Genomic DNA, 19,788 nt, shown 5'->3' on the forward strand with positions numbered 1-19,788 from the left:
TTTCATCAATTTTGGCGCTCAGCCGAAATCGCACGCCGCGAGCCGGGCACGTAACTCGGCGTCCGTTTCGGTCGCGAGCTCAAGCAATCCACGATAGGGATCGCCCGATATCCCAAGCACGGTAGCGAACGCAGGCTCGGTCTTGAAACCGCCTGCCCTCAATTCGCTGACGGCTCGCCGCAGCCCTCCATCATCAAGTGCAAGCAGCCGCCGTTCGACCTCGAAGTGGATCCAGCCTCGTTGCTGCTCGACCGGACGCTGATCACCGAACAGTTCGAACGGCCAGCCGTCGCACACAAAGCGGGCAATCACCGGCCGCGTCCCCGAGGTCCACCGGAAGAGGACGAAATCATCGCACGCTTGATAGTGAGCCCAAACGATGTCCGCGAATGCGTTCGGGTCGGACGCATGGCAGACGATGTCGATGTCGCTGCCGGGCACGGCGAGGCCGAGCGGCAGCGTTCCGACGATACGGGGATCGAACGGCTTCAGCAGTTCCATCACGGCGGAGCTGGTGACGGCGGATGCGTAGTGCCCGACACTCATCGCGCGGCATGCCCTCGAGATCGCAGCGACGCATTACCACACGCGCGTGCAACGCGCGAAGCTCTGCAATGGACGGGCTTGAGGGGAAGCGGGCCCAAAAACGTCACGGGGCGATCTCGACCGCGTCACCGTGGTCGAAAATCGCCCCGCCGCCGGCGGACAGGCCAAGCTGCTCGCGCGCCAGACCGTCCAGCCGATAGTCGAATGATCCGTTCGATCGATTAGCCGAACTGGTTCATCGTGTTGTGGGCGCCGCCCGCCTTGAGGGCAGCCTCACCGGCGAAGTACTCCTTGTGATCGTCGCCGATGTCGGAGCCCGCCATGTTCTGATGCTTGGCGCAGGCGATGCCCTGGCGGATCTCCGCGCGCTGCACGTTCTTGACGTAGCCAAGCATGGCCTGCTCGCCGAAATACTCCTTCGCGAGATTGTCGGTCGACAGCGCCGCCGTGTGATAGGTCGGCAACGTGATCAGATGGTGGAAGATGCCGGCGCGCTTGGCCGAATCCGCCTGGAAGGTACGGATGCGCTCGTCGGCTTCGATCGCCAGCGGCGTCTCGTCGTATTCCGGCTTCATCAGCTCGGCACGGTTGTACTTGCTGACATCCTTGCCGGCTTCCTTCATCGCGTCATAGACCTGCCAACGGAAGTTGATCGTCCAGTTGAACGACGGCGAGTTGTTGTACGCCAGCTTCGCGTTCGGAATGACCTTGCGGATGCGATCGACCATCGAGGCGATCTGCTCGATATGCGGCTTCTCGGTCTCGATCCACAGCAGGTCGGCGCCGTTCTGCAGCGAGGTGATGCAGTCGAGCACGCAGCGATCCGCACCGGTGCCGGGACGGAACTGGTAGAGGTTGCTGGGCAGCCGCTTCGGACGCATCATCTTGCCGTTCTGGTTGATGATGACGTCGCCGTTGCGCGCATTGGCCGCCGTCACTTCCTCGCAGTCGAGGAAGCTGTTGTACTGATCGCCGAGGTCGCCGGGCTTGTGGCTCACGGCGATCTGCTGGGTCAGCCCGGCACCGAGCGAGTCGGTACGGGTCACGATGATGCCGTCTTCGACGCCGAGCTCGAGGAACGCATGGCGGCAGGCACGGATCTTCGCGATGAACACCTCGTGCGGCACGGTCACCTTGCCGTCCTGGTGGCCGCACTGCTTCTCGTCGGAGACCTGGTTCTCGATCTGCAGGGCGCAGGCGCCCGCCTCGATCATCTTCTTGGCAAGCAGATAGGTCGCCTCGGCATTGCCGAAGCCGGCGTCGATGTCGGCGATGACGGGCACGACGTGGGTCTGGAAGTTGTCGATCTTCTCGATCAGCGCCTTTTCCTTGGCCTTGTCGCCTTCCTTGCGAGCCGCATCGAGCGCACGGAAAATGTCGTTGAGCTCACGCGAATCCGCCTGACGCAGGAAGGTGTAGAGCTCCTCGATCAGGGCCGGCACCGAGGTCTTCTCGTGCATCGACTGATCCGGCAGCGGGCCGAACTCGGAGCGCAGCGCCGCGATCATCCAGCCGGACAGATACAGATAGCGGCGGTCGGTATTGCCGAAGTGCTTCTTGACCGAGATCAGCTTCTGCTGAGCGATGAAGCCGTGCCAGCAGCCGAGCGACTGGGTGTACTTGGTGCTGTCGGCGTCATAGGCGGCCATGTCGGCGCGCATCAGCGCCGCCGTGTAACGGGCGACATCCAGACCGGTCTTGAAGCGGTTCTGCAGGCGCATCCGCGCCACGGCTTCGGCGGTGACGCCGTTCCAGGTGTCCTTGCCCTTGAGCAGCGCTTCGGCCGCCTCGATCTCGCTCTGATACGAAGCCGGTCCCTGGATGGCCCGGTCGCTGATCCCGCGCGGTTGGAAGTTCATGTCCGTGATCCCTTCGGTGACGAAATAACTGCACCGTTTGTGACGCGCGGCGTCATCGGGAGCTAGACCTGTCGCGGAAAACTTGTCATAACTTACAAGAAACCGATGTATTGTTGTAAGAATCTTACAAATTTTGGATATGGCGATGGTAACCTCAAGCGCCCGTTCCGTTTTCATGGGTCCACGACTGCGCCGGCTGCGGCGCGACCTCGGGCTGACCCAGGCCGACATGGCCGCCGATCTCGAAATCTCGGCCCCCTATGTGGCGCTGCTGGAACGCAATCAGCGCCCGGTGACGGCCGATATGCTGCTGCGGCTCGCCCGAACCTACAAGATCGATCTGGCCGACCTCGCCGGTGACGGCGGCGCCGATCACACCGCCCGCATGCAGTCCGTCCTGAAGGAGCCGATGTTTGCCGACATCGACATCCCCGCGCTCGAGGTCAGCGACCTCGCGGTCAGCTATCCCGGAATGACCGAGGCGTTCCTGCGCCTCTACACCGCCTACCGCGAAGAGCAGCTGGCGCTTGCAGAGCGACGAGCTCCGGACCTAGCGATCGCTTCACCGGGTCAGGAGAACTTTGACGCCAACGATCCCGTCGCGGAAGTCCGGCGCTTTCTCGCCGCGCGCCGCAACAATTTTGCCAGCCTCGACGATGCCGCCGAGCGGCTCGTCCACGAACCTGCCGGGCCGGCCGGATTTATCGAGCGGCTTCGGGAGCGGCATAAACTCCAGGTCCGCTATCTGCCGCCGAACGTCATGCTGGGTTCGATCAGGCGACTGGACCTTCATCGCAGACAATTGCTGCTCGAGGACTCGCTCGATACCGCGGGCCTGAATTTTCAGCTGGCCAAGCAACTTGCCTATCTGGAACTGGAAAACGAAATCGGCGCCGCCGTCGAAGCCGGCAAGTTCACGACCAAAAGCGCCGAGCTGCTGGCCCGCCGTGCGCTTGCGGCCTATGCCGCCGCCGCACTCATCATGCCGTATTCCGTGTTCGCGAAAGCGGTCGAGGCGCGCCGCTACGATCTGGAGGCGCTGGCGCGGCAATTCGGCACCAGCTTCGAGCAGATCGCGCACCGCGTCACGACCTTGCAACGGCCGGGTCTCGAGAAGGTCCCGTTCTTCCTGATCCGGGTCGATCCGGCCGGCAACATTTCCAAGCTGCTTGATGGCGCCGGCTTCCCGTTTGCAAAGCACGGCGGCGCATGTCCGCTGTGGTCAGTGCACGATATCTTCAAGACGCCGCGCCAGATCGTCACGCAATGGCTGGAACTGCCCGATGGACAGCGGTTCTTTTCGATCGCCCGCACCGTGACCGCCGGCGGCGGCGCGTTCGGCGCCATCCGCGTCGAGCGGGCGATCGCGATCGGCTGCGCCGCCGAACATGCGGGCCAGTTGATCTACACGCGCGACGGACAGGGACCGAATGCCGACGAGCCGACGCCGATCGGCGTCGCATGCCGGGTCTGTCATCGGCCAAGATGCGCAGCGCGATCGGCACCGCCGATCGGACGCGAGATTCTTCCGGACGATTTCAGGACCTCGAGCGTGCCGTTCGGCTTCTCGGCGGATTGACGAAGTCGATCACCCCTGCGGCCGGTTCGCGTCATACAGCACCCGCACGCGGATCGTGCCGTCAATGGCTTTCAAATCGGCCAGCAGCCCCTCGCCCTCGCCGCCGACCACGTCGGTCTCGAGCACGACATAGCCGACTTCCGGATCGGTCTGCAGATATTGCGCCAGGATGTTGATCCCGTGCCGGGAGACCGCGTCGTTGACCTGGCGCATGACGCCGGGAACGTTGCGATGAACATGGATGAAACGGGTGCCGGTCGGTCGCGCCGGCAATTGCACCTGCGGAAAATTGACCGCGCCGAAGGTCGACCCGACATCGGAATAATCGATCAGCTTGCGTGCGACCTCGCCGCCGATGCGATCTTGCGCCTCTTCCGTCGAACCGCCGACGTGCGGCGTGAGGATGACGTTAGGGAAACCTTGCAGCGGCGAGACAAAGCGCGCCTCGTTCGACACCGGCTCAACCGGAAACACGTCGACCGCGGCACCCGCCAGCCGGCCCTCACGCAGGGCGCTCGCCAGCGCATCGAGATCGACCACGGTGCCGCGCGAGTTGTTGATCAGATAAGCCTCAGGCTTCATCAGCTGGAGCTGGGCCGCGCCGATCATGTTGGCGGTGGCCGGCGTCTCCGGCACATGCAGCGATACGACGTCGCTGACTGCGAGCAACGCGTCGAGCGATTCGGCGGGCTCGGTATTGCCATGGCGGAGCTTGTCGGTCTGATCAAAATAGATCACGCGCATGCCCATGGCTTCGGCGAGGTTCGACAGCTGCGAGCCGATGTTGCCGTAGCCGACGATGCCGAGCGTCTTGCCGCGCACCTCGCGGCTGCCTTCGGCGGACTTGTCCCAGCCGCCGGCATGTGCGGAGACTGAACGCGGAAAGATCCGGCGGAACAGCATCACGATCTCGGCGATGGTCAGCTCCGCCACACTGCGGGTGTTGGAGTATGGCGCGTTGAATACGGGGATCCCCAGCTTCCGCGCGGCGTCGAGATCGACCTGATTGGTGCCGACTGAAAAGCAGCCGACAACGAGCAATCGGTCGGCGGCCTCCAGGATGTCCGCGGTCAACTGGGTTCGCGAGCGAATTCCCAGCATATGGATACCCGACAGCGCCTGCCGGAGTTCTTTCGGACCCAGCGCCTTGGGCAGGCGTTGCAGCTCGGTATAGCCGTTCGCCTCGAACATCCGGGCCGCGGATTCGTTCACGCCCTCCAGCAGCAGCACGCGTATTTTGGTCTTGGGAAGCGACAGCATCATCGAGATCCGGATTCGTAAGGTTCGGGCAGATCCTGCCACGAGCGCAGTTTCGACGGATCGCGTGATAGCATAGAAAACGATCGCGTCAGAAGCCGCCGTGGGCCGCCCGCTCTGCGATTCCCGACAAAATCCCTCGATCCGCGCATCCAGGCGCAGCGCGGGAACCCGTTCAGTCAAAGGTCCTGGCCAATTCGCCGCCAGAAGCCACGTTGCGGCTCCTGGGGCGCTCGAACGCCTGCTCCGGCTCACTGGCCGGAGCTCCATTCGTGCTCAGCTCGGCGCCGAGGATTATCGCCTGGAGCGGCGGTTTCACTTCCCCGTTCCGGTGCCGCAAGCCTGCTGCAGTCTCACTGGCAGGGATACCGTCGGCCGTCCTTTGCCTGGAACGTATTCGACGCCGCATCGTACGAGCGATAGCGCTGGGCGCAGGACGCCGCGTGCTGCTGGGCGGCGGCAGCTTCCTGCTGCGCGGCCGCGTTGGCTGCGCCGGCCGCGATGACGCCGCCGATGAGGCCACCGACCAGTCCACCGACGGCAGCGCCGCCGCCATTGTCATAGCACTGCCCGTAACGGCACCAGACCTTCTCGGTCAACGACGGCACTGCCGCCGCAACGCCGGCACCGTGTTGCAACGGAGCCGAAATGGCGGAGGCCGAAAACACCATGGCACCGGTGGCGGCCATCAAAACAACCTTCGCAAAGCGAGCCCTACGCATCAGATCTCCTGCTTCATTGCTGTGGGCGCAGGCCGGCACCTGCGTCCTGATTCCCTCGACATGGATGGGCTCGCCTGGTCCCGGACCGGACGACACCCGGACACGCGCGGCCGGTTACAATTCGCGCGTCAGCCTGCTTCACCGATGGGCGGCGTTCATTGGCCGGCTGCGTTCACGACGCGGCAGAGGTTATCGCCGACACCTGGAGCCAACTGTCCCGGCGGCAAGCTGAAGGTCGCATCGACGCGGCTACCCTTGCCGTCCTTGCGGACGACGACCTGCAACGTTTGTGGGCGGCCGGATCCGGTGGTCTCCTGCTGGGTGGTCAGCGTGCCGAGTTTCTTGTCGACGTTTACGCCGACAAAACCCTCCGCCAGAACGGCGCGGGACACCTTGTCGAGGGCGGCACCGGGATTGACCGACGGGAAGATCATCCAGGTCTTGTGCGTCATGCCCGTTACCATGGGAACGCCGGTGCTCTGGACGTGATCTGCGCAACCATCGGCCAGCGCAGGCAGGGACGAAAGAACTGTAAGCGCGAGTACGCAAGTAATCCTTGTAAGCATGCTTTCATAACCCGTTTGAGTTGGTCGTGACGATTTAGGCCAAATGGGCTACGAGTCCATGGACGACGTCGCATTCCGGATGGAGGCGTTCGGATTGTGGCTAGGACAGTCGATCGCGAATGCTGTGCATCCGCTGGTGCTCTCGGACGTCGGCGCGGCGGATTGAATCGGAACGTTCGCTCGATGCAGGCGAGCGGATTAGATCAAATGCTAGCTTTCGCGGCTCGATTGCGCGATCTGGATATTCTGTTCGCTATTCGGATATTGAAGAAATTGTGAGAAAGGGCACGCGACCTGAAATCACCAAAGCTGTGCTAGTGTGGTGATGCGGTCTATGCGTGCGGGCGGACGCCCGCTGAACAGCGGAAAGCCGGTCTGATGGATCGGGCAATCCGCGAAACAGCAATCATCCGATGGTTGGGATTTGATGGTCGAAGACGTACTCGCTGCACCTCCCGCGCGATCGGGATCTTCGTTTGAAGAACTCCTTGAATTGCTCCACCCCCACGGGATCAATGCGCATTCCTCGCCGCGATCTGACGAATCGTTTCGCTGGCATGCGGATATAGCCATCGGCGCGGAAATTGACGTCGTACGGGCCGATCTGTCGGCCGGTTGGGATTGGCGCTATTCATACGAGAATTCTGCCGGAGAGCTCGCGATAAGCCTGCTGAATGCCGGCCAGGCCGAAATGCTCATTGCAGGAAAGAGCATCCGGCGGACCCCCTCCGAGATCGCCATCGTGCCCCTTCCGACGATGCAGGCACAGCGGGTCGAAGCGGTCGATGGACGATACTCAAGCGTCACGCTCACCTTGCATACGGGCGTAGTTACAAAGGTGCTGTCTGCGACGTTCGGGAGCACGGCGCTGGAAGATCTCAATCTGACGCCGATCGTCGACTTGTCGACCGGCATTGGACAGACCCTTCTTCAGCTTGTCCGCACGAGTACCACCGGTTTGTATGACGGGATCCTGGTACGCTCTCCGAAGGCCAGCGCGCTGCTATCGGAAGCAGCGATACAGCTCATCCTTGAGAACGTTCCCCATCGGTTGACCGACCGGTTGAGCCGCCACCCGCTGGATACGCCGCCGCGCTACATTCGGCGTGCGGTCGAGTATATGCGGGCCAATCCGCATCTGCCGCTGACGATATCGGATATTGCCGCAACGGTTGGGGTCAGCAGCCGGTTGCTGCAATTGGGCTTTCGCAAAATCCACGGCACGACGCCGGTCGCCTATTTGCGGCAAATTCGGCTGGAGGCAATCCACGATGAGCTGTCGCGACCGGAGAACATGCTTCCGATCAGCGAAGTTGCCCTGAAGTGGGGTTTTACGCATATGGGCCGTTTCGCTGCGGTGTACCGCTCGGCATTCGGCCTGTATCCGTCCGATACGGTCCGGCGCGCGCGAGGTTTCTTAAGCTAGGCAGGCGGTTGTCGAGCCAGGCTGCGGTGGATCAGCAAATAGCCGTCCCAGACGCCTTGTCGAACAAGTGCGTTCGCTCAAGATCGAGCGCGACGTCGATGACATGATCCGGTTCCGCGGCGACGCCGACCGGCATTTGCGCCGTGAACGCGAATGGGCCGACGGTCCCGATCACCAGCGTGTGCGGCCCGAGCGGCTCGACGTCTTTCACAAGGATGCGGACGGAAGAGCCCGCCGGCGCGTCTTGCCGCAACACATGGTCGGGCCTGACGCCGAGCACCACGGGCTTGCCGACGATGCCTGCATAGGCCGCCTCGCGTGACTTCGGCACTCTCAACGCCGTGCCCGACGACTCGGTGAAGGTGAGCGCGCCGTCGCGGGTAACGATCTTGCCATCGATGAAATTCATGCTGGGCGCGCCCATGAAGCCGGCGACGAAGAGATTGCTGGGCTTCTCGTAGATCGTGATCGGATCGGCCGCCTGTTCGATGCGGCCGCGGTTCATCACCACGACGCGGTCGGCCATGGTCATGGCTTCGACCTGGTCGTGCGTGACATAGACGATCGTCTTGGCGAGACGGCGGTGCAGCGCCTTGATCTCGGTCCGCATCTCGATGCGGAGCTTGGCGTCGAGATTGGACAATGGCTCGTCGAACAGAAATACATCCGGGCTGCGCACAATGGCACGGCCGATCGCCACGCGCTGGCGCTGCCCGCCCGAGAGCTGCTTGGGCCGGCGCTGCAGATATTGTTCGAGGTCAAGCACGCGCGCCACGTCATTGACGGCCTTCTCGATGCTGGCGCGCGATTCGCCCCGCACCTTCATGCCGTAGCCGATGTTCTCTGCGACCGTCATATGCGGGTAGAGCGCGTAGTTCTGGAACACCATCGCGCAATTGCGCAAGCCGGGACGCAATTGCGTCACGTCGCGATTGCCGATGCGGATAGTTCCGCTCGTCACCGCCTCCAGTCCCGCGATCATGCGCAACGTCGTCGTCTTGCCGCAGCCGGACGGGCCGACAAGCACGACAAACTCCTCGTCGGCCACGTTGAGGTCGAGCCCTTCAATGATCTTGTAGGGCCCGTATGCCTTGCTGACGTTCTCGATCTCGACGTGCGCCATGGAATCCTTTTCCGCCCCTTCGTCGACGGCAAGTCAAGTCCCGGACGATGCTCGCGCATCATCCGGGACCTCTCACTGGAAAGCTAGTTCTTCGGCGGAAGGCCCATCGCCGCGCGATAGGCCGCGAGCTGCTTGGCCCGGCCGAACTCGTCGGTCAGCCGATTCCACTCCTTGGCCATCGCGTCGAGCGCCGCCTGCGGCGTGGTCTGGCCGGCCAGCGCCTTGCCGAGCTCGATCTCCACCACCTCGGTATAAGAGAAGTAGCCGGGCAGGCGCATGTCGAGCGCGACGTTCTTGGCATTGATGGAGTCCGATTGCGCGCCGAGATATTCCTTGGCCTCTTCCGGCGAGAAGATCTTGCTCCACAGTTGCAGATTGGCTGTGTGCGATTTGCGATAGGGATTGACGCCGCTGCCGCCGGTGATCGCCGCCTGGCCCGACACTTCAGGACTTGTCAGTGTCTTGACGAAATCCCACGCCGCCTTCTGGTTCTTGCCGGCCTTCGGCACCGCGATCTGCCAGCCGCCGAATGCCATGAACGGGCCCGGAAGCACGCTCGGGAACTTGTCCCACTTCTTGGTCTTGGCGTTCCAGATCTCGTCCGAACCGGGCAGCATCGCCGAACCGACCTTGCCCGAGATCTTCGACTGCTTCGGGTCGGCGGCGATGACGCCGGTGTCGCCCCAGCCGATCGATTCCGCAACCTGGCCGCCGGCCACGGCCGCGTTCACCTCACCGAACGAGAAATTCAGCGCGTTGGGCGGCCCGAGCTTCGATGCTCTGATGTATTCCTCGAGCCCCTTCACCCATCCCGGGTTGTTGATCTGCGCGTCCATCGTCTCGGGGTCGAAGAACATCGCGCCAGGATAGTTCGGATTGTTGGTGTAGGCCGCCGCATGGCTGAAGAAGAACCAAAATTGCTGACCGCCGCGGCGGAAGGCTTCCGCCGTTCCCCACAGCCCCTTGTCGGGCCGCTGGAAGAACTCGGCAATGTCGAGATACTGCTTCCAGGTCTTCGGCGGCGCGAGGTCGTAGCCGTATTTGGCCTTGAACGCGTCCTTCTCCTTGGGATCGCTGAACAGGTCGGTGCGGTAGGTATAGGTGTGGACGTCACCATCCATCGACTGCGAGTAGATCTTGCCTTCCCACACCATCAGCCGTTCGCGATAGGCCGGTTCGATATCGTCCCAGTCCTTGCCGGACTGCATCTCCTTCGGCATCTCGCTGAGATAGGGCACGAAATCAGGCAGCCAGGCCGGCGCGAAGCTGACGAGGTCGAAGGTCGCGTCCGACGCCGTCAGCGATGTCGCGATCTTCGGATAGAGCTCGGACCACGGGAATTCGACGACATTGACCTTGCCGCAGGTCTTCTTGGCCCATTCGTCCGCGCCGAGCTTGAGCGCGGAGGCGATATACGGCCCGGTCTGCGACGCCACCGTCAGGGTGACGCCGGTATAGTCCGGACTGCAGGCAGCATTCGCCTGGCTCGCGGCACAAGCCATCGCGAGCGAGGTGGTCAGCATCAGGAACGTCCGTCGCAACATCGTCTAGTCCTCCCTACAAGGTTTTTGCTATTTGATGGCCCCGAGCAGCAGGCCCGACCGCATCATCCGGCTGAGCAGGCCCGCCATGATCATCATGGGAACGATGGCGACGAGCGCCGCAGCCGATATCGCCCACCATTCGTCGCCGCGCTGGCTGTTCTGTCCGGCCACCAGGATCGGCAGCGTCTGCCATCTGGAATTGGTCAGGAACAGCGCGAACAGAAACTCGTTCCAGACGAAGGCCAGCGTGATCATGAACGTCGCCAGCAGTCCGTTCATCGACATCGGCACCACGATGCCGAGGAAGATGCGCCAGCTCGGCACATTGTCGACCATCGCCGCCTCCTCGACCTCGATCGGCACAGCCTCGAAGAAGTCGCGCATCAGCCAGACGACGATCGGCAGCGAGAAGGCGACGTAGCACAGCGTCAGGCCGACGAAGCTGTCGATCAGCTGGAAGCCGAGCCGGCCGATCTCGCTGTAGAGCAGATACAGCGCGAAGGCCGTGACGATAGGCGGGAACATGCGCTGGCTGACGAACCAGAACAGGATGTCCTCATTGCCGAGGATCGGTCCCGGCAACGGCAGGCGGTTGGCGGCGACGGCCACGATCAGCGCGATCGGAAAGGCCAGCAACAGGGCTTGCGGGCGGGTGAACCCGAACGTCGTGTTGAACAGCAGGTAGCCGCCGAGCGCGAGCAGGAAGAACACGAGGCCCGCGCCGAAGCGGACCTTGAATTCGAACCGCACCAGCGCATAGGCCGCCATCGCGCCGATCGCCGTGGCGATGGCCGCCGCGGACAGGCCAACGATGGTCGAGTTCAGGAAGGTCCGGAAGAACTCGCCGCGGATGCCCTGATAGAGATCGATGAAGGGCTGCAAGGTCGGCGTGAAGTCGATGAACGGCAGATAGGTCGGTCCGCCGACGACGCCGGGCGGCGTCTTGAAGGCGGTCACCATCACCCAATAGAGCGGAAACACCGTGATCAGGCACCAGACGAGAACGCCGACTGCGACCAGGCGGCGGCTCCATGGCGACAGTCCCGTCAAGCCCTGCCCGCTCATCGGCGCTTCTCCAGATGCGGCCGCAGCAGCGCCAGGTAAGTCACGCCGATGATCGTGATCGCAATCAGGAACAGGAAGCTGAGCGCCGATGTGTAGCCGAGATTGAACTTCTTGAAGCCTTCCTGATAGGCGAACAGCGTCAGCGTCTCGGTGTCCACGCCCGGCCCGCCGCCCGTCATCACGAACACTGTGTCCATGATCTTGTAGCTCTCGATCAGGCGGATGAAGACGACGGCGGCCGAGATCGGCAGCATCATCGGAAAGGTGATGCCCCAGAACTGCTGCCAGGCGCTGGCATTCTCGAGCTCGGCGGCCTCGTAGACATCTTCGGGAAGCGTTTGCAGCCCGGCCAGCATCATCAGGATGATGAACGGGGTCCACTGCCAGACCTCGACCGCGATGATACAGGCGAGCGCCCAATGTCCATTGGTCAGGAACGGCAGGTTGACCAGGCCGAACTTCGACAGGAATTGGTTGAGCGGTCCCATCGTCGGGTTGAAGATCATGCGCGCCACCAGCGCGACCGCGACCGGCGCCAACAGCATCGGCAGCAGCAGGGCGACGCGGAATAGCCGCTCGCCTGGCACACGCGCGTTCAGCGCCAGCGCGACGCCGAATCCGATCGCGTATTGCAGCCCGACCGCGATCAGCGCAATCAGCGTCGTGGTGAAGAGCGCATTCCAGAACCGCGGCTCCTGCAACAACGTCGCATAATTGCCGAGCCAGACCACGCGCGGCGGGATCGGCGGAATCAGGCGGTAGCTGAGGAAGCTCGTGGTCAGCGAATAGATCAGCGGAAAGATCGAGATCGCCAGCACGACGAGCACCGCCGGCCAGATGAAAACATGCTTGATCGGATCATTCCGCATCATCGCAGCATCATCCCCTCAGCAGCGCCTCGATCTCCGCGCGCCGCGGCATCGCGGGCGCGGTGCCCGGCCGGGTCACCGAGATTCCCGCCGTGGCCGAACCGAACCGCGCAGCCTCGAGCGGATCGACGCCGTCGGCGAGTGCCGCCGCGAAGCCGCCGACGAAGGCATCGCCCGCGCCGGTGGTTTCGACGACTTTGCCGGCCGCGAAGGGCGGCACGTGCAGCGAGCGATCCCGCGCATGGAATAACGCGCCGCGCTCGCCGAGGGTGATCAGCGCCGTCCCGGCGCCTTTGGCCAACAGGGCGTCGCCGGCGCGGCGAGCACCGGCGAGGTCGCCCACCGCGATGCCTGTGAGCGCTTCGGCCTCGGTCTCGTTGGGAACGACATAATCGCACAGCGCAAACAGGCCATCGTCGAATTGGATCGCCGGCGCCGGATTGAACACCGTGATGCTGCCGGCGGCGCGCGCGATCTCGAGCCCGCGCCGCGCCGCATCGACGGGCTGCTCGAGCTGCGTCACGAACACGCTGGAGTCGCGGATCGCATCAGCCACCGCGTCGACATCGGTCGGACCGATACCACCCGCTGCACCCGGCACCACGATGATGGCGTTGTCGCCGCGCGTCTCGTGGACATAGATGAACGCCGCTCCGGTCGGCGCCTCCGCCGTCCTGGCCACGCGCGGCCGGATTCCCTCGGCCTCCCAGGTCTTAATCGCAAGCTCGCCGAAGGCGTCGCTGCCGATCCGCGATATGAAGCTCACGCCGGCGCCGGCCCGCGCGGCCGCGACAGCCTGGTTGGATCCCTTGCCGCCGGGGCCCATCGCGAATCCCGATCCGGCGATGGTCTCGCCGATGGCCGGCATGTTGCCGGCGCGGAACGCGAGGTCTACGACGAAGACACCGAGGACGGCGACGCCACTCTTGCTCATCTCGTCACTCCCCGTCCGGCCCGATCACGCCCTTGCTGAACAGGAAGCAGCCGTAGAATCGCCGCTCGCCCGTCGCGATCACGCAATAGGCCGTCTTGGCCTTCTCGTAGAAGGCGTGGCGCTCGACGCCGACCAGCGGCCAGGACCGTCCCTCCGCGCGATCGATCGCGGCCTGCACCTCGCGCTGCACCGGTGGCACTTCCTGAGGCTGGCCGACGATCTCCATGCGGATCGCGGCATCGTCGACAAACGTATCGAGCGGCATCACCGAAAGAACGGCTTCGACCGCCTGGGCGGCACTCACATTGTCGATGCGCAGCAGCCTGCCGAGCACGCTCTGGCGCGCGATCGAGTCGGCCGGAAAATTGGTGTCGCACATCACCAGGCGATCACCGTGTCCCAACGCCCGCAGGGCATAGAGCACGTCGGCATTGAGCAGTGGATTGATGCCCTTGAGCATGTTGCGTCCCTCCCTCGTCTTCAAATTCGCCGGACTCTGACGGTCCGAACCCCCATCGATATCACCGCAAGGTGACGTCGCTAGTCACCGTACGGAATCCAGATGTTCTTCACCTGCACCGCGTGGCGAAGCAGGATCGGGCCCTCGCTCGCGGCCTTGTCGTACCAATCGAGCGCGAGGCCATGATCGACCAGCGTGCGCTTGAGATTGCCGATCGAGTGCCGCTCGGCCGTCACCGAGGCGTCCTGCGATCCGAACGCCCAGAGCGCATCGACATCGTCATGCTCGGCAAGCACCTTGACCAATTCGCTGTGATCGCCGGTGACGATGTTGACCACACCGCCCGGCACGTCCGAGGTCTCCAGCACCTGATAGAAATCGGTCGCGGCGAGCGGGTGCCGCTCGCTGGGCACGGCGACGACCCGGTTGCCCATCGCAATCAGCGGCGCCACCAAGCTGATGAAGGCAAGCAGCGGCGCCTCGTCGGGACAGGCGACGCCGACCACGCCGATCGGCTCATGCATCGCGAGCGCCACGCCGCGCAGCGGCGGCGCGTGGATGGATCCTTCGAATTTGTCGGCCCAGGCGCCATAGCTGAACAACCGCTCGATGCTCGCATCGACTTCCGTGCGCGCCTTCGCAGCCGACACACCGGTCATGTCGGCGATGCGCCGGGCGAACTCGTCGCCGCGCGCGGAAAGATTCTCGGCAAGGTAATAGAGGATCTGGGCGCGATTATGCGCCGTCGCCCGCGCCCAGGACTCGGCGGAGCGCGCCGCGGCCACCGCATTGCGGATATCCTTGCGATTGCCCTCGCCTGCCTCGCCCAGGCGCCGGCCCTTCGGCGACAGCACCGGACGCGAATAATTGCCGTCCGGGCGCACCTGCTTGCCGCCGACGAACAGTTTTGCCGTCCGATCGATCGGCGGCACATCGAATCCGGCACTGGCGCCGGAAGCCGACGGCAGCGGCGGTGCCTTGGCCCGCGCCTTGCGCCCGCTCCAGGCCTTCGGCTTGAGATACTCGCACATGCCTTCACGGCCGCCCTCGCGGCCGAAGCCGGACTCGCGATAGCCGCCGAAGCCGACACTGGCGTCGAACAGATTGGTGGCGTTGACCCAGACCACGCCGGCCAAGAGCTTCGGCGCGATATCGAGCGCCAGACCGATCGTCTCGCTCCACACGCTGGCGGCAAGGCCGTAGCGCGTGTTGTTGGCGAGCATCACGGCCTCGTCGGGGGTGCGGAACGTCATCGCCACCAGGACAGGGCCGAAGATCTCTTCGGTCGCAACCGTCGAGGACGGATGCACGTTCCAGAGCAAGGTCGGCGGATAGAAACATCCTTCCGCCGGGATCGCACCGGACGCCTGATATTTCTCGGCGCCTTCCTTCACCCCGGTCTCGACCAGCAACTTGATCCGTTCGAGTTGCACCGGCGCGACCACCGCGCCCATGTCGATCGCCTTGTCGAGCGGCATGCCGACGCGAAGCGTCTCCATGCGGCGGATCAGGCGCCTGCGGAAAGTGTCCGCGATCCCCTCCTGCAGCAGCAGTCGCGAGCCGGCGCAGCAGACCTGACCCTGGTTGAACCAGATCGCATCGACTACGCCTTCCACCGCGCCGTCGATATCGGCATCGTCGAACACGATGAACGGCGACTTGCCGCCGAGTTCCAGCGTGAGGGACGTGCCGGTGCCTGCGGTCGACTGGCGGATCAGCCGCCCGACCTCGGTCGACCCGGTGAACGCGATCTTGTCGACGCCGGGACATTCGACCAGCAGCGCGCCGGTGGCACCGTCGCCGGTCACGACGTTCAACACGCCCGGCGGCAGGCCGGCCTCGGCCGAAAGCTCGGCGAACAGCAGCGCCGTGAGCGAGGTGAACTCCGCCGGCTTCAGTACCACCGTATTGCCCGCGGCGAGCGCCGGCGCGATCTTCCACGCCAGCATCAGCAGCGGAAAATTCCACGGAATGATCTGCCCGATCACGCCAACCGGCACCTGATCGGCGAATTCGCGCTCCTGCAGCTGCGCCCAGCCGGCGTGATAGAGGAAATGGCGCGCAGCGAGCGGCACGTCGAGATCGCGGGTTTCCCGGATCGGCTTGCCGTTGTCGATCGCCTCCAGCACCGCGAACAGCCGGGCGTGCCGCTGCAGCATGCGCGCCAACGCATAGAGATGACGCGCGCGGCCGTGACCGCCGAGCTTGGCCCACGCTGTCTGCGCGGTGCGCGCGGCGTTGACCGCCGCCTCGACATCAACGGCGGCGCCCTGCGCGATGCGCGCCAGTGTCTTGCCCGTGGCCGGCTCGGTCGTGTTGAGGTGTTTGCCGGCATGCGGCGCCGTGAACCTGCCGGCGATGAAATGCCCGAACATGGCGCCATGCCGCGCCAGCCAGGCGCGTGCCTCGCCGTCCGCCTCGGGCGCGGGGCCGTACTCCATGGTCTCGAAATAGTTTGCGACGCTCATCGCTGGAGTCTCATCCCACGGGGTGGCGATTGAAGGCCGAATAGTGGCCGGTCACGTGATGCTCGAGCTGCCGCTCAATATCGGCGAGCAGGCTGGAGGCGCCGATGCGGAACAGGTCCGGCTCGAGCCAGTCGCGTCCCAGTTCCTCCTTCATCAGGAACTGGTAGTTGAGCACATCCTTTGCCGTCGAGATTCCGCCGGCCGGCTTGAAGCCGATCTGGTAGCCGGTGCGCTCCTGATAGACGCGGATCATCCGCAGCATCGCGAGCGTCACCGGCAGCGTCGCGTTGACGCCTTCCTTGCCGGTGGAGGTCTTGATGAAGTCGGCGCCGGCCATCATGCAGACCATCGACGCCTTGGCGACGTTGCGCAGCGTCTTGAGATCGCCGGTGGCCAGGATCGTCTTCAGATGCGCGTCGCCGCAGGCGGCGCGGAAATCCCGCACCTCGGCGTAGAGCGCCTGCCAATCGCCGGTCAGCACGTGCTCGCGCGTGATGACGATGTCGATCTCCTCCGCGCCGTCGCGGACCGACGCCTCGATCTCCTTCAGCTTCAGATCGTGCGGCACGAGACCTGCGGGAAATCCGGTCGAGACCGCAGCGACCGGGATGCCCGATCCGTCGAGCGCTTCGACGGCCGTCGCCACGAACCGATGGTAGACACAGACCGCGCCGGTATACAGCTCGCGGCCGGCAAAGCCGAGCCGCTCGAGAAGGTCGCCGCGCACCGGCGCTTTGGCCTTGGCGCAGAGCCGCTTCACCCGTTCGGTCGTATCGTCGCCATTGAGCGTCGTCAGGTCGATGCAGGTGATCGCCTTGAGAAGCCACGCCGCCTGCGCGTCCTTCTTGACCGTGCGCCGGCCCGGCAGGCTCGCAACGCGGCGTTCGGCGGCCGACAGATTGATCCTGATCCCGTCGACCCAATCCATCTCGAGCGCGCGACCATTGTTGCGCGGGAGCTGATGCCCGCCGCCCGGGGAAGGCGGCTGCGCGGCCAATGGGGACGAATTCTGTATGAAGACGCTCTGTGTCATGGAGGCGCCGTGCGGTCCTAGCGAATCGACGAGATCGCCAGATAGACTGAATGTGTCGATCGCAACATGTGATCCTCCCTGACCTTGCCGCGGGGTTTACCGACCGCCCGAGGACGACATCGTCCCCCGACCTTCGATCAGCCCGCCAGACTGGATGTTATTATTGTAACAAATCGACGTTGATAAACTCACAACATTGTAAGATCATTGTCAATCGGATAAGCAAGCCCGGCGATTAAAATGGCTGAAACATCGAACGCACGACCAAGCGAGACGCGCGTGCAGCGCCTGCAGAGGCTGCGCCGCGCCGTCGAATCGAGCGGCACGCTGCATCTGAAGGACGCCGCCGAGCTCCTCAAGGTTTCCGAAATGACGGTTCGGCGCGATCTCGCCGGGCCGGACGCCGCGCTGGCGCTGCTCGGCGGCTACGTCGTCAATGCGGCGTCGCCGACCGGGATCAAGTACGCGTTCGAGCAGGAGATCGATCAGCACACCCAGGACAAGCGCCTCGCCTGCCGGTCTGCCGCGGCCTCGATCAAGGAAGGCGATACGATCTTCATCGATTGCGGCACGACGATGCAGTCGCTGGCTGACTGCCTGCCAGAGGACCTGCCACTTTCGGTGATCTGCTATTCGATGAACGTGGCGTCGATCGTGACGCGACGGCCGGCCACGCAGGTGATGCTGATGGGCGGCCTCTACCATCCGTCGTCGCAGTCCTTTGCGTCGGACGACGGCCTGTCCTATCTGCGGCGGCTCGGCATCAATAAGGCCTTCATCTCCGCGGGCGGCGTGCACTGGACCCGCGGCGCGAGCTGCTCGAATTTTCACGAGGTCGCCGTCAAGCAGGCCGTCATCGAGACCGCGATGGAGAGCATCCTGGTGATCGACGCGAGCAAGCTCGGCAGTCTCAAATCGGCATTCTTCTCCGATATCGGCGCATTCTCGCGGATCATCGTCGGCGGCACGGCGTCAGCGGACATGCGCAAGCACTTCCGCAGCCTCCCCGTCGAATATGTGACCAGCGCAACCTGATCCGAGCGGGGGCTGGCACGCCCGGATCAGGCTGCTCACGATACGCGGGCTCGCGGGACCACGCATCGAACTCCCGCCTGCTTAGTTGCAGGCAGGCTTCGCCTTGTTGCAGGCGTCGGTCAGCTCCGGTGGCGGCTCCTTCTTGAACACCGTCTTGTAGGATTCCAGCACATTGGACTGCGTCACCGGCAGCGACTGCACGCCGATCCAGCCGGGCGTTTCCTTGCCGAGCAACGCATTCATCATGGCCATCGCTTCGGCGACACCCTGGTCATAGGGGCGCTGCGACCCGGTCGCCTTCAAGGGACCACCCTTGGCGATCTCGATCGCCGATTGCAGGCCGAGATCGACGGTGGTGACCGGAATGTCGATGCCCTGCGCGCGCATCGAGCTCAGCGTATCGAGCGCCGGCTGGTCCCAGACCGCGAACAGGCCCTTGATATCCGGATTGCCGGTGAGGAAGTCGCCCGCGATCTGCGACACCTTCGGCGGGTCGGTGAAGTCGACCTGCTTCATCTTGATGTCGGGACGGTTCTTCTGCATCCACTCGCGGACACCCTTGGTGCGCTCGTTGGTGCTGAAATAGTCGACGCCGAAATTGACCAGACCGATGGTGCCGCCCTGCGCGACGCACGACGCCAGGATCTGGGCCGCTATCTGGCCGTTGCCCTGGCTATCCGCGGAAATCATGGACGCATATTCCTCGGGATGCTTCAGTCCGGTCGGGATGCTGTCCATCAGCACGAGCTTGATGCCGGCCTTGGCGATCTTCTTGTAGGTCGGCGCGGTCGCGGTGAAATCGACCGGGATCGAGATGATGCCGTCCGGATGCTGCTGGATCGTGTTCTCGATATCGGCGATCTGCTTGTCGACCTGATATTCGGCGGACGCGACGCCGGTGACGGTCACACCATACTTCTTCAGCGTATCGGTGATGCCCTGGATCTGCAGTTGCGCCCAGTCGAGATTGACGGTCTGCATGGAGATGCCGACCTTGAAATGCTTCTCCTTGATCTTGGCGGCATCGGCGTCCGACAGCGCCAGCACCTCGGGCGAGGCGGCCTTCTCGCCATGCGGTCCCTGACCGACGATCGATTTCGGTCCAAGCGTCGCGAGATCGACGCTCTTGACGCAGGTTGCAGGCACTTCGGCGCGGGCCGAAGGGGCGATCGAAATGGCCGTCGCCGCAATCAGCGCGGTCAGTGGCAGGGTTTGTCGCAAGATTGGCTTCATTGTTTCCTCCCGTTTTGGTCGCCGATTGACCGGAGGCCGGCAACCTTGCCCCTACCCTTGCAACGCCTG

Annotated in this window: 18 protein-coding genes; 4 read left to right on the forward strand and 14 right to left on the reverse strand. The window is 64.0% G+C overall.

The genetic code is table 11. The features are described from left to right. Positions 1 to 18: 18 nt before the first annotated feature. Positions 19 to 546: a DUF4269 domain-containing protein gene (locus tag IF803_RS31900; protein ID WP_461194802.1), complete on the reverse strand. Its 528-nt coding sequence runs from the start codon at positions 544 to 546 to the stop codon at positions 19 to 21. Positions 547 to 767: 221 nt separating this feature from the next. Next, complete coding sequence (locus IF803_RS31905) at positions 768 to 2,405, reverse strand: isocitrate lyase (RefSeq protein WP_461194803.1); 1,638 nt, start codon at positions 2,403 to 2,405, stop codon at positions 768 to 770. Positions 2,406 to 2,550: 145 nt separating this feature from the next. Here IF803_RS31905 and IF803_RS31910 point away from each other — a divergent pair, with 145 nt between their 5' ends. Further along, positions 2,551 to 3,984 carry a helix-turn-helix domain-containing protein gene (locus IF803_RS31910; RefSeq protein WP_038387438.1) on the forward strand — a complete coding sequence of 478 codons (1,434 nt, stop codon included), beginning with the start codon at positions 2,551 to 2,553 and terminating at the stop codon, positions 3,982 to 3,984. 9 nt (positions 3,985 to 3,993) lie between these two features. On the opposite strand, the gene serA is transcribed toward IF803_RS31910, so the two are convergent. From serA to IF803_RS31925, 3 genes are all read right to left on the reverse strand, one after another. Then, entirely contained in the window at positions 3,994 to 5,247 is a 1,254-nt protein-coding gene (serA, locus tag IF803_RS31915; RefSeq protein ID WP_461194804.1) for a phosphoglycerate dehydrogenase, read from the reverse strand. A gap of 347 nt (positions 5,248 to 5,594) precedes the next feature. After that, positions 5,595 to 5,963, reverse strand: a complete 369-nt coding sequence (locus IF803_RS31920) for a BA14K family protein (RefSeq protein ID WP_028339617.1) — start codon at positions 5,961 to 5,963, stop codon at positions 5,595 to 5,597. 155 nt (positions 5,964 to 6,118) lie between these two features. Continuing rightward, positions 6,119 to 6,415: a hypothetical protein gene (locus IF803_RS31925; protein ID WP_244435956.1), complete on the reverse strand. Its 297-nt coding sequence runs from the start codon at positions 6,413 to 6,415 to the stop codon at positions 6,119 to 6,121. 157 nt (positions 6,416 to 6,572) lie between these two features. Between IF803_RS31925 and IF803_RS31930 the strand changes: the two genes are divergently transcribed. Continuing rightward, positions 6,573 to 6,695, forward strand: coding sequence for a hypothetical protein (locus IF803_RS31930; protein WP_461194805.1), 123 nt, complete (start codon positions 6,573 to 6,575; stop codon positions 6,693 to 6,695). Positions 6,696 to 6,956: 261 nt separating this feature from the next. Next, positions 6,957 to 7,955 (forward strand): helix-turn-helix transcriptional regulator, encoded by a 999-nt coding sequence (locus IF803_RS31935; protein WP_461194806.1) that lies wholly within the window; start codon positions 6,957 to 6,959, stop codon positions 7,953 to 7,955. Positions 7,956 to 7,986: 31 nt separating this feature from the next. On the opposite strand, the gene IF803_RS31940 is transcribed toward IF803_RS31935, so the two are convergent. The 8 genes from IF803_RS31940 to deoC form a co-directional block, all read right to left on the reverse strand. Then, on the reverse strand, positions 7,987 to 9,078 hold the full coding sequence (locus IF803_RS31940) for an ABC transporter ATP-binding protein (protein WP_461194808.1): 1,092 nt from the start codon (positions 9,076 to 9,078) through the stop codon (positions 7,987 to 7,989). 83 nt (positions 9,079 to 9,161) lie between these two features. Further along, positions 9,162 to 10,601 carry an extracellular solute-binding protein gene (locus IF803_RS31945; RefSeq protein ID WP_233475792.1) on the reverse strand — a complete coding sequence of 480 codons (1,440 nt, stop codon included), beginning with the start codon at positions 10,599 to 10,601 and terminating at the stop codon, positions 9,162 to 9,164. Positions 10,602 to 10,649: 48 nt separating this feature from the next. Then, on the reverse strand, positions 10,650 to 11,687 hold the full coding sequence (locus IF803_RS31950) for a carbohydrate ABC transporter permease (RefSeq protein ID WP_461194809.1): 1,038 nt from the start codon (positions 11,685 to 11,687) through the stop codon (positions 10,650 to 10,652). Further along, positions 11,684 to 12,559, reverse strand: coding sequence for a carbohydrate ABC transporter permease (locus tag IF803_RS31955; protein ID WP_028337040.1), 876 nt, complete (start codon positions 12,557 to 12,559; stop codon positions 11,684 to 11,686). Before IF803_RS31955 ends, IF803_RS31950 begins: the two co-directional genes overlap by 4 nt. A gap of 7 nt (positions 12,560 to 12,566) precedes the next feature. Beyond that, entirely contained in the window at positions 12,567 to 13,490 is a 924-nt protein-coding gene (locus tag IF803_RS31960) for a ribokinase (protein ID WP_461194811.1), read from the reverse strand. 4 nt (positions 13,491 to 13,494) lie between these two features. Then, positions 13,495 to 13,950, reverse strand: coding sequence for an RbsD/FucU family protein (locus tag IF803_RS31965; protein WP_461194812.1), 456 nt, complete (start codon positions 13,948 to 13,950; stop codon positions 13,495 to 13,497). A gap of 80 nt (positions 13,951 to 14,030) precedes the next feature. Beyond that, positions 14,031 to 16,418 carry an aldehyde dehydrogenase family protein gene (locus IF803_RS31970; protein WP_461194813.1) on the reverse strand — a complete coding sequence of 796 codons (2,388 nt, stop codon included), beginning with the start codon at positions 16,416 to 16,418 and terminating at the stop codon, positions 14,031 to 14,033. Between the two features lie 10 nt (positions 16,419 to 16,428). Beyond that, entirely contained in the window at positions 16,429 to 17,451 is a 1,023-nt protein-coding gene (gene deoC, locus IF803_RS31975) for a deoxyribose-phosphate aldolase (RefSeq protein WP_461194815.1), read from the reverse strand. Between the two features lie 240 nt (positions 17,452 to 17,691). Here deoC and IF803_RS31980 point away from each other — a divergent pair, with 240 nt between their 5' ends. Next, positions 17,692 to 18,486, forward strand: a complete 795-nt coding sequence (locus IF803_RS31980; protein ID WP_028339628.1) for a DeoR/GlpR family DNA-binding transcription regulator — start codon at positions 17,692 to 17,694, stop codon at positions 18,484 to 18,486. Positions 18,487 to 18,567: 81 nt separating this feature from the next. Here the strand turns inward: IF803_RS31980 and IF803_RS31985 are convergent, their stop codons facing one another. Further along, positions 18,568 to 19,719: a substrate-binding domain-containing protein gene (locus tag IF803_RS31985; protein ID WP_461194817.1), complete on the reverse strand. Its 1,152-nt coding sequence runs from the start codon at positions 19,717 to 19,719 to the stop codon at positions 18,568 to 18,570. Between the last annotated feature and the right edge of the window lie 69 nt (positions 19,720 to 19,788).

The organism is Bradyrhizobium sp. UFLA06-06 (genome assembly GCF_054820065.1).

Excerpts from the sequence above, each read along its gene's own strand:
- IF803_RS31900 (WP_461194802.1), bottom strand. The coding sequence starts at position 546 with ATGAGTGTCGGGCACTACGCATCCGCCGTCACCAGCTCCGCCGTGATG.
- IF803_RS31905 (WP_461194803.1), bottom strand. The coding sequence starts at position 2,405 with ATGAACTTCCAACCGCGCGGGATCAGCGACCGGGCCATCCAGGGACCG.
- IF803_RS31910 (WP_038387438.1), top strand. The coding sequence starts at position 2,551 with ATGGTAACCTCAAGCGCCCGTTCCGTTTTCATGGGTCCACGACTGCGC.
- serA (WP_461194804.1), bottom strand. The coding sequence starts at position 5,247 with ATGATGCTGTCGCTTCCCAAGACCAAAATACGCGTGCTGCTGCTGGAG.
- IF803_RS31920 (WP_028339617.1), bottom strand. The coding sequence starts at position 5,963 with ATGCGTAGGGCTCGCTTTGCGAAGGTTGTTTTGATGGCCGCCACCGGT.
- IF803_RS31925 (WP_244435956.1), bottom strand. The coding sequence starts at position 6,415 with ATGACGCACAAGACCTGGATGATCTTCCCGTCGGTCAATCCCGGTGCC.
- IF803_RS31930 (WP_461194805.1), top strand. The coding sequence starts at position 6,573 with ATGGGCTACGAGTCCATGGACGACGTCGCATTCCGGATGGAGGCGTTC.
- IF803_RS31935 (WP_461194806.1), top strand. The coding sequence starts at position 6,957 with ATGGTCGAAGACGTACTCGCTGCACCTCCCGCGCGATCGGGATCTTCG.
- IF803_RS31940 (WP_461194808.1), bottom strand. The coding sequence starts at position 9,078 with ATGGCGCACGTCGAGATCGAGAACGTCAGCAAGGCATACGGGCCCTAC.
- IF803_RS31945 (WP_233475792.1), bottom strand. The coding sequence starts at position 10,601 with ATGCTGACCACCTCGCTCGCGATGGCTTGTGCCGCGAGCCAGGCGAAT.
- IF803_RS31950 (WP_461194809.1), bottom strand. The coding sequence starts at position 11,687 with ATGAGCGGGCAGGGCTTGACGGGACTGTCGCCATGGAGCCGCCGCCTG.
- IF803_RS31955 (WP_028337040.1), bottom strand. The coding sequence starts at position 12,559 with ATGATGCGGAATGATCCGATCAAGCATGTTTTCATCTGGCCGGCGGTG.
- IF803_RS31960 (WP_461194811.1), bottom strand. The coding sequence starts at position 13,490 with ATGAGCAAGAGTGGCGTCGCCGTCCTCGGTGTCTTCGTCGTAGACCTC.
- IF803_RS31965 (WP_461194812.1), bottom strand. The coding sequence starts at position 13,950 with ATGCTCAAGGGCATCAATCCACTGCTCAATGCCGACGTGCTCTATGCC.
- IF803_RS31970 (WP_461194813.1), bottom strand. The coding sequence starts at position 16,418 with ATGAGCGTCGCAAACTATTTCGAGACCATGGAGTACGGCCCCGCGCCC.
- deoC (WP_461194815.1), bottom strand. The coding sequence starts at position 17,451 with ATGACACAGAGCGTCTTCATACAGAATTCGTCCCCATTGGCCGCGCAG.
- IF803_RS31980 (WP_028339628.1), top strand. The coding sequence starts at position 17,692 with ATGGCTGAAACATCGAACGCACGACCAAGCGAGACGCGCGTGCAGCGC.
- IF803_RS31985 (WP_461194817.1), bottom strand. The coding sequence starts at position 19,719 with ATGAAGCCAATCTTGCGACAAACCCTGCCACTGACCGCGCTGATTGCG.